The sequence below is a fragment of the Candidatus Campbellbacteria bacterium genome, from assembly GCA_028817035.1.
Taxonomy (GTDB): Bacteria; Patescibacteriota; Minisyncoccia; order Phycocordibacterales; family JABAAK01; genus JAPPQH01.
This window is the reverse complement of the sequence record JAPPQH010000002.1, coordinates 1-6,862: the sequence shown is the minus strand read 5'-3', so window position 1 is coordinate 6,862 and position 6,862 is coordinate 1. Positions and strand designations below refer to the sequence as shown.

Here is a 6,862-nt window from a genome sequence, read left to right as displayed (position 1 = left end):
ATTTATAGTGTTTCCACCAGAACCACCACAACCAATGACGCGAATGCGTGCAAATGTTTCTATATTTGAATTCACTTTTCTCATAACTTTGATTTTTGACTATTAAACAATATTACCAAATTGAGTAGTTTATAGCAATGTGGGATTTAGGGGACAGGGAATAGGTTTTTGAACCACCTTGCTATCCCTGAAAAGAAGTCCTTTATGGAAAATGACGAGCCAATCCCTCTCTCCTCAAGCCCCCATCTCGCAAGCCCATATATGCCAATCCAAGAAGTGTTTGGTATTTGTTGCTTTGGTCCGATTATCATCCTCTGTGCAGGAAGACCCAACGAGGAGCGTGCAACAGAATCAAACTCAACTATTGAAATACAAGAACCGCTTATCACAACGCCACCTGGCAAAAGTTTTTCTTTACCCATTTCTTTCAGATGCTTGTTAATATCTGCAAAATACAATTTTAATCTTTTCTCTATTATTTTCTCTGTCTTTTGTCTTGGTATGTCCCTTGTCACTGCACCCTTTCTCATTATTTCTTCTGCTTCTTCAATTGGTATCCTAAACCCAACAGCGAGATCGGCAACTATCTTGTCACAACCAAAAGGAAAAGCTTTCAAAGAAATTGGAACATCATTTTCATATATGATTGTTGAAGTACTGCTCCAGCCCATATTGATTATCATACAGCCGGCTTGTTTTTGTTTTGGATTAAGTGCGACAAAACTTGAGGCGACAGTTGTGGGGAAGTAGTGCTCAACCTCAATATCAGCAAGATCGCACACTTCTTCAAGTGTTTCAATGTGTTGGTCAAAGCAGGTTACTATAAAATAAAAAACTTGTAGTGTTTTTCCCACCAAACCGATAGGCATGTTGTATGTCTTTTTGTCATCAAGCTCATAATAAACAGGTGCTTTGAATATGACAGTGTCGTTCTTGAACTGGCTTTCAATCCTCTTTATCAATTCCTTTTCAGCAATCATTATATCTTCTTCATTTATAGGGTCATTGTGTGAAATTGATATCTTTGAACACAAAATCCTACCTTCAGTGTGAACTCCGCCTACAGAAACAAACGCGCCATCTATTTCTTCATTAGACTCTCGCTCTGCTTGTTTTATCGCCCGTCTTAGGGCTTTTGCAACTTCTCTCGCGTTTGTTATGTTGTTGTTATGAACTCCATTCGCATCCGCGATACCCCTTCCTATAATTTCTGGAACCTCCTGCTCTACATTTTCATTTTCACGGGCTATTAAAACCTTAATCTTTGAAGAACCTATTTCTATTGCTGCCACTACATCTTTTTTCATATTTTTATCTTTGTTTTGTTAAAATATTTTTTCATCAATTTATCTTCCATTTTCTCCATTGTACTACCATGTTTGAAACCTTTCAAATGTAAAATTCCGTGTAATATAAGGAAACCCACATATTCTCTTATCGCATTTCCCGTATCTTTCGCTTCTTCAATGGCTTTTGGGAGACATATAATGATTTCGCCCTCATCAGATGAAAGAGGAAAACTGAGTATATTTGTTGGCCTTGCGATTTTTCTGTATTTTTTGTTCAGCTCTTGTGACTTTGCTTTTCCCACATACACTATACTCAGCTTGTATTTCTTCGGCATCAATTCTCTATAAAACAAACCGACTGGCAAGCGCGGAACATTTTTCTTGGTCGTGTTTATTAGAGAAAATGATTCGTTCACAAACACTTTTTATTTCTTTTTACTTTTGCGCGGGACAAGCTTGCCGAGACGGTATAAGTTGTTTAACATATCTTTCTTTCTTATGTATCTCAATTTACCCTTACGCCGAACAGACAATGATTGAAGCCGCATAGAGAAACGGGATTTCCTTGCACGAGGTATTATCTTTGCCGCCCTCGTGCGCTGAGAAAACCTTCTCAACATACTTGAGGTCTGTTCGTTATTTTTTCTTTTTATCTGAATATTTATCATTAAGCAAAAATTTTACCACGACTCACCATAACAATCAAGCATATCCCTATAACCTCTTCAGAATCCTCACAAGGTTGCTTAGGGGGATGGTTTTCTGCTCCTTTGTTTCTATGGTTTTTAGAATCACTGAGGAGTCAAGCAATTCCTGTTGCCCAAGTATGACGATATGCGTGAAATCCTCCATATTGCTCTGCTTTTCAAGTTGAACAGTAGGTCTGGATATATACACTTTGTGCGCTACTGGAATTTTTGATTGTCTGAGCTCTTCTATTATACCCAGCGACTTAACCTGCGCGCCCTGTCCCGCATGTAGCCAAAACACTCGTGGCTTTCGCGGTCTTGTCTTTTTAGGGATATGATCTCCTAATGTATCTTTGTTTACTTCAATCGTGAGAGTTGCTATAGGAATATTTACACCATATTTTTCAAGTGCAAGGTTGTCATATCGCGCCCCATACACTTTGAATTCTTGATCTGCAGGATCTACATCATCCCTGTCTGGGATAATCTTAAACATAGTGTGAGAGTATATGGTGGTTGGACCTATAAGACTTGATGAAAGGGTATAGGGTATTGAATACTGTTCAAGGCATTCCACTACAAATCGGAAATGATTTTGGCTATCATCCGACAAATGTCTGAGCGTAACCGGCATCCTCATTTTTATCCTCTCACAGTCAGGGTGCTTGTTTATATAATTGTATGCATCAAATATATTTTCCCTAAAAAGTTGTGCGCAAGTCGCGTTCATGGAAAGAGTGTGTTTTGAAAGATATTTGTGTAACTCTCTTTGGTATCTGACACCAGAGTCAAAATCTCCAACACTGTTGAGCTTTACTTTATAGTCCTTAATACCAAGGTCTGACAATATAGACAAAGCCACCTTCATCAGATAAATCTCTGATAACCCTTGTGGGACACCGGCTATTGCAAGGTTGAACCGTGCAGGACATTTTTTATTTCGCGTCTTACCCGTCTTTAATTCCGAACATCCAACATTACTGTCATACAAGACGAAAGATGACCCTTTTATATCCTGAAAACTATTCTGTAAAAACCATCTTATTATTTTGTTTCCAAAACGATATGTCTCAGTATCTTGTATATTCTCCTTTCTCTTATTAACACATCTCTTTAACTGACACCTTTTTTTGTGCTTTTTGAAGAGGGCATTTATATCTTCAAAACCATAAGAATGTGCGACCGACCGAGCCGTCTCATAAAATTTTTTGTCATCAAAAGAAAATTTTCTCATAATTATTATTGTTTAACTTTCTATATTATATTCACCAGGCAATATATCTATATCTTTCAGCGGGAAAAGGCGAAAAACAACCCTTCCTATTATCAAATCTTTTTTAAGAGGACCCCAATCGCGTGAATCCATACTTTCTAATCTATTGTCTCCCAAAACAAAATACTCATCTTCATCAAGGACAAAGGTTCTCGTGTTTGTACTTGCTGCAAGTGAGTTTACATACGGCTCATCCAGTCTAAATGAATCCACCTCATCAGACGCGACCTTGATAGAACCGTCTTTTTCAATTGTTATAGTTTCGTTTGGCAGACCAACCACCCGCTTTATTAAGCGTATGGAATCACGAGGATGTTGAAATATTATGACATCGCTCCGTGATGGACCTGAAGAAAGCCTATATGACAGCCTATCCGTATATACAAAATCACCAGATGAAAATGTAGGGTACATAGAAAGACCGCGCACTATAAACGGCTGTGTGATAAAATTTCTTATTATTATAAACAAAGCAAGTGTTATAATAATGAAGTACACCACACCCATTAATTTACTTTTTGTCTTCATACCTATATATTACCATTATTATGCCGCTTGACACAAATCATTATATATTGCTTTACAAACATGAATAATCAGCAGAAAAAAATAAAACTTGTCCTCGGCTTAGGCAACCCGATGGATTCTTACAGCGGAACAAGGCACAATGTGGGCGCTGATTTTCTCTTGAGATACACCGCTTCGTCAGATATAGAACTCTCAAAGCACAAAAAAGCAATGACAGGGAAGTACACAACAGAAAAAAGCGACATCAACCTATCCATTTTTGAAAATGTGTATATGAATGAATCAGGACCTGCATTTTTAGAAACATTTGGAAAAAAAAGTGATGGTCTGTTGGTCTGTCACGATGACATTGACATACCCCTTGGATCAATAAAAATATCTTTCAATAAAAATTCGGGCGGACACAAGGGAATTGAGTCAATAATGAATTCTCTTGACACCAAAGAATTTGGAAGAATCAGAATAGGAATAGGGGACAGAGAGAGCATAAAAGAAAAACTTTCTGATTTTGTTGTCTCATCATTTACGGAACACGAGAAAGAAAAAATTGATTTAGTATATAAAAAGTTTTTTGTCCCCATCGTTGATGAAGTAATAAAAAGTGATTTGGAGAACGCTATGAACAAATACAACAAGAAAGAAGAGGGTGATTTATAAAAACCCTCTATTTTTCCTCTGCCTGTTTCTCTTTCGCCTCTTCTTTCATTTTTTTCTCCTTGTATATTTCTTTAGGGACCAAAGACATCTTTTGTTCTTGGGGGTTAAATACCGTTATAACAAATTCATAAGATCGCCCAAGCTCAAGTTTTTCCCTTATATCCTCCTCATTTTTGAAATTAGAGATATGAACCAACCCTGCGATACCTTCCTCAATTGAGGCGAGAGCGCCATATTCACTGTGTTTTATTATGACTCCGCTCACCACCTCATCCTGCTTATACCTCTCTGTCGCCTTTAGCCACGGATTTTCCTCAAGCGCTTTTATTGAAAGTGATAATTTTCCGTTTTTAATCTCCATTATCTTAACAGGGACTTTCATTCCTATCGCATATATCTTTTGTGGATCTTTTACCAAACCCCAACTTATCTCAGATATATGAACAAGACCCTCAACCTTGTTTCCAATTCTTAAGAATATACCAAAATCAACAACACCTATGACCGTTCCCACGCGTATATCTCCAACTTCAAATTTTGCCTCTGCTTCCTGTGCCGCACTTGTGTGTATGTCGCCCCTCTTTTCTGAAAAGATAAGTTTTTCTTCAACAGGATCTGCTGTTATTATTGTTACGCTAAGCGGCTTGTCTACAAGATTTTGAAGTTCAGAAATAATCGCATCTTTATTGCCATTTGCTACTTTAGGATAATTGCTCTCTGTAAGTTGTGATGCCGGAAGAAAACCAGTAAGACCTTGCCACTTTATTATCAAACCGCCACGATTCGCTTCCTCTGGCGTGATTTCAAAAACTTTGTTTTCACGGCGCGCTTTCTCCGCCTCGCTCCACACAAACGCCTTCCTTGCTTCCTTCAAAGATAACTCTATATATCCATCCGCGTTCTTGGACGATATCACCTGAGCAGATATTTTGTCGCCTATCTGAACCTTTCTTAAAACATCTTTTGCGGCAAGAAACTCGCGACCATATATTATTCCTGTTCCATAAGGAGTAAGGTCAAGATATATCTCTGACCTACCGATAGCTATAACTTCGCCTTCGGCTATATCACCTATGCTGTAGATATTTTTTGTCTGCTTAAAATAACTACCCATCAGAGAGACTGGCTTCGTCTCTCTTTTATTATCATCTTTATTGGGTTTGGTTTCAGTTTTTGTAAACATTATTAATTATATATGCAGAGCATATTGGGGAATATTGTACTATTGTTCTCAAAATCTTTCAAGTTCCTTTTCCACGCTTAATTTTGAGGCAGAATTAGGGGCAGAAAAAGGGCAGAGGAGGGGGAGGTGTTCTTTTGGCTACTATTTAGCGTCTAATGTAAATATGAGGGTATTGCTCTTTGAGTTTATTAAATTCTTCATAATTCATCTCCCTAACTTCAAGCCATTCAACACTCTCAGGTATCACCAAACATTCTTCTGGATAAGACCGTCGAGTTCAAGCCTCTTCACACTCTCAGGTATATTCAACTCTTCTGGGTTTTTGAGACTGTTGAGAAAAAGATGCTGCACACCCTCAGGTATCTCCAACCCTTCTGGGTTTGTGAGACCTTTGAGAGAAAGAATCTCCACACCCTTAGGTATCTTCAACCCTTCTGCAGTTTTGAGACTGTTGAGATAAAGCCATGCCACACCCTTAGGTATCTTCAACCCTTCTGGGTTTGTGAGACCGTCGAGAGAAAGACTCTTCACACCCTCAGGTATCTTCAACCCTTTTGCGGTTTTGAGACCGTTGAGTTCAAGCCTCTTCACACCCTCAGGTATCTTCAACCCTTCTGGGTTTGTGAGACCGTTGAGAGAAAGAATCTCCACACCCTCGGGTATCTTCAACCCTTTTGCAGTTTTGAGACCGTCGAGAGAAAGCCACCTCACACCCTCAGGTATCTTCAACCCTTCTGGGTTTGTGAGACCGTTGAGAGAAAGAATCTCCACACCCTCGGGTATCTTCAACCCTTTTGCAGTTTTGAGACCGTCGAGAGAAAGCCACCTCACACCCTCAGGTATCTTCAACCCTTCTGGGTTTGTGAGACCGTTGAGAGAAAGAATCTCCACACCCTCAGGTATCTTCAACCCTTCTGGGTTTGTGAGACCGTCGAGAGAAAGACTCAACACACCCTCAGGTAATGGCGGAATGTCTTTTATACTTGTAATTGAAAGAATAATTATGTATTCACCCCCAACAATAATTGGAAATTTAGTTCCGCCATTTCTTTTTAGTTCTGCTAATTCTTTATCTCCAATTTCTAAATCCCCAAAGTGATAGGCATACTCACCAGATAGAGCTTCTTCTTTTGATAAACTTATTTGATCCTTTGGAACACCAAAGATATATGCAATATCCTCTCTTTTATCTCTTCCTCTCAGTATTTCCTTTACCCTTGGGTCAGTTCCTCCTCTGAAGTTG

8 protein-coding genes are annotated in these 6,862 nt (G+C 38.8%); 1 reads left to right on the top strand and 7 read right to left on the bottom strand.

What is annotated here, in order from left to right:
• Nucleotides 1-146: 146 nt before the first annotated feature.
• From OXU73_00060 to lepB, 5 genes are read right to left on the bottom strand one after another with little or no spacing between them, the layout of a single operon-like run.
• Nucleotides 147-1,307, bottom strand: a complete 1,161-nt coding sequence (locus tag OXU73_00060) for a hypothetical protein (GenBank protein ID MDD9867726.1) — start codon at nucleotides 1,305-1,307, stop codon at nucleotides 147-149.
• The gene (gene ybeY / locus OXU73_00055; GenBank protein ID MDD9867725.1) at nucleotides 1,304-1,705 is read right to left on the bottom strand and encodes an rRNA maturation RNase YbeY; all 402 of its coding nucleotides are present in this window, start codon (nucleotides 1,703-1,705) and stop codon (nucleotides 1,304-1,306) included. Before ybeY ends, OXU73_00060 begins: the two co-directional genes overlap by 4 nt.
• A 9-nt stretch (nucleotides 1,706-1,714) precedes the next feature.
• A complete protein-coding gene (locus OXU73_00050) occupies nucleotides 1,715-1,957 on the bottom strand; it encodes a hypothetical protein (protein MDD9867724.1) in 243 nt (80 codons plus the stop codon).
• Between the two features lie 46 nt (nucleotides 1,958-2,003).
• A complete protein-coding gene (locus OXU73_00045) occupies nucleotides 2,004-3,212 on the bottom strand; it encodes a hypothetical protein (GenBank protein MDD9867723.1) in 1,209 nt (402 codons plus the stop codon).
• Between the two features lie 12 nt (nucleotides 3,213-3,224).
• The gene (gene lepB / locus OXU73_00040) at nucleotides 3,225-3,779 is read right to left on the bottom strand and encodes a signal peptidase I (GenBank protein ID MDD9867722.1); all 555 of its coding nucleotides are present in this window, start codon (nucleotides 3,777-3,779) and stop codon (nucleotides 3,225-3,227) included.
• Nucleotides 3,780-3,839: 60 nt separating this feature from the next.
• On the opposite strand from lepB, the gene pth reads away from it, so the two are divergent.
• Nucleotides 3,840-4,436, top strand: a complete 597-nt coding sequence (gene pth / locus OXU73_00035) for an aminoacyl-tRNA hydrolase (GenBank protein MDD9867721.1) — start codon at nucleotides 3,840-3,842, stop codon at nucleotides 4,434-4,436.
• Nucleotides 4,437-4,443: 7 nt separating this feature from the next.
• On the opposite strand, the gene OXU73_00030 is transcribed toward pth, so the two are convergent.
• Nucleotides 4,444-5,619 (bottom strand): S1 RNA-binding domain-containing protein, encoded by a 1,176-nt coding sequence (locus OXU73_00030; GenBank protein MDD9867720.1) that lies wholly within the window; start codon nucleotides 5,617-5,619, stop codon nucleotides 4,444-4,446.
• A 243-nt stretch (nucleotides 5,620-5,862) separates the two neighbouring features.
• A partial coding sequence (locus OXU73_00025; GenBank protein MDD9867719.1) for a hypothetical protein occupies nucleotides 5,863-6,862 on the bottom strand: 1,000 nt, incomplete at its 5' end.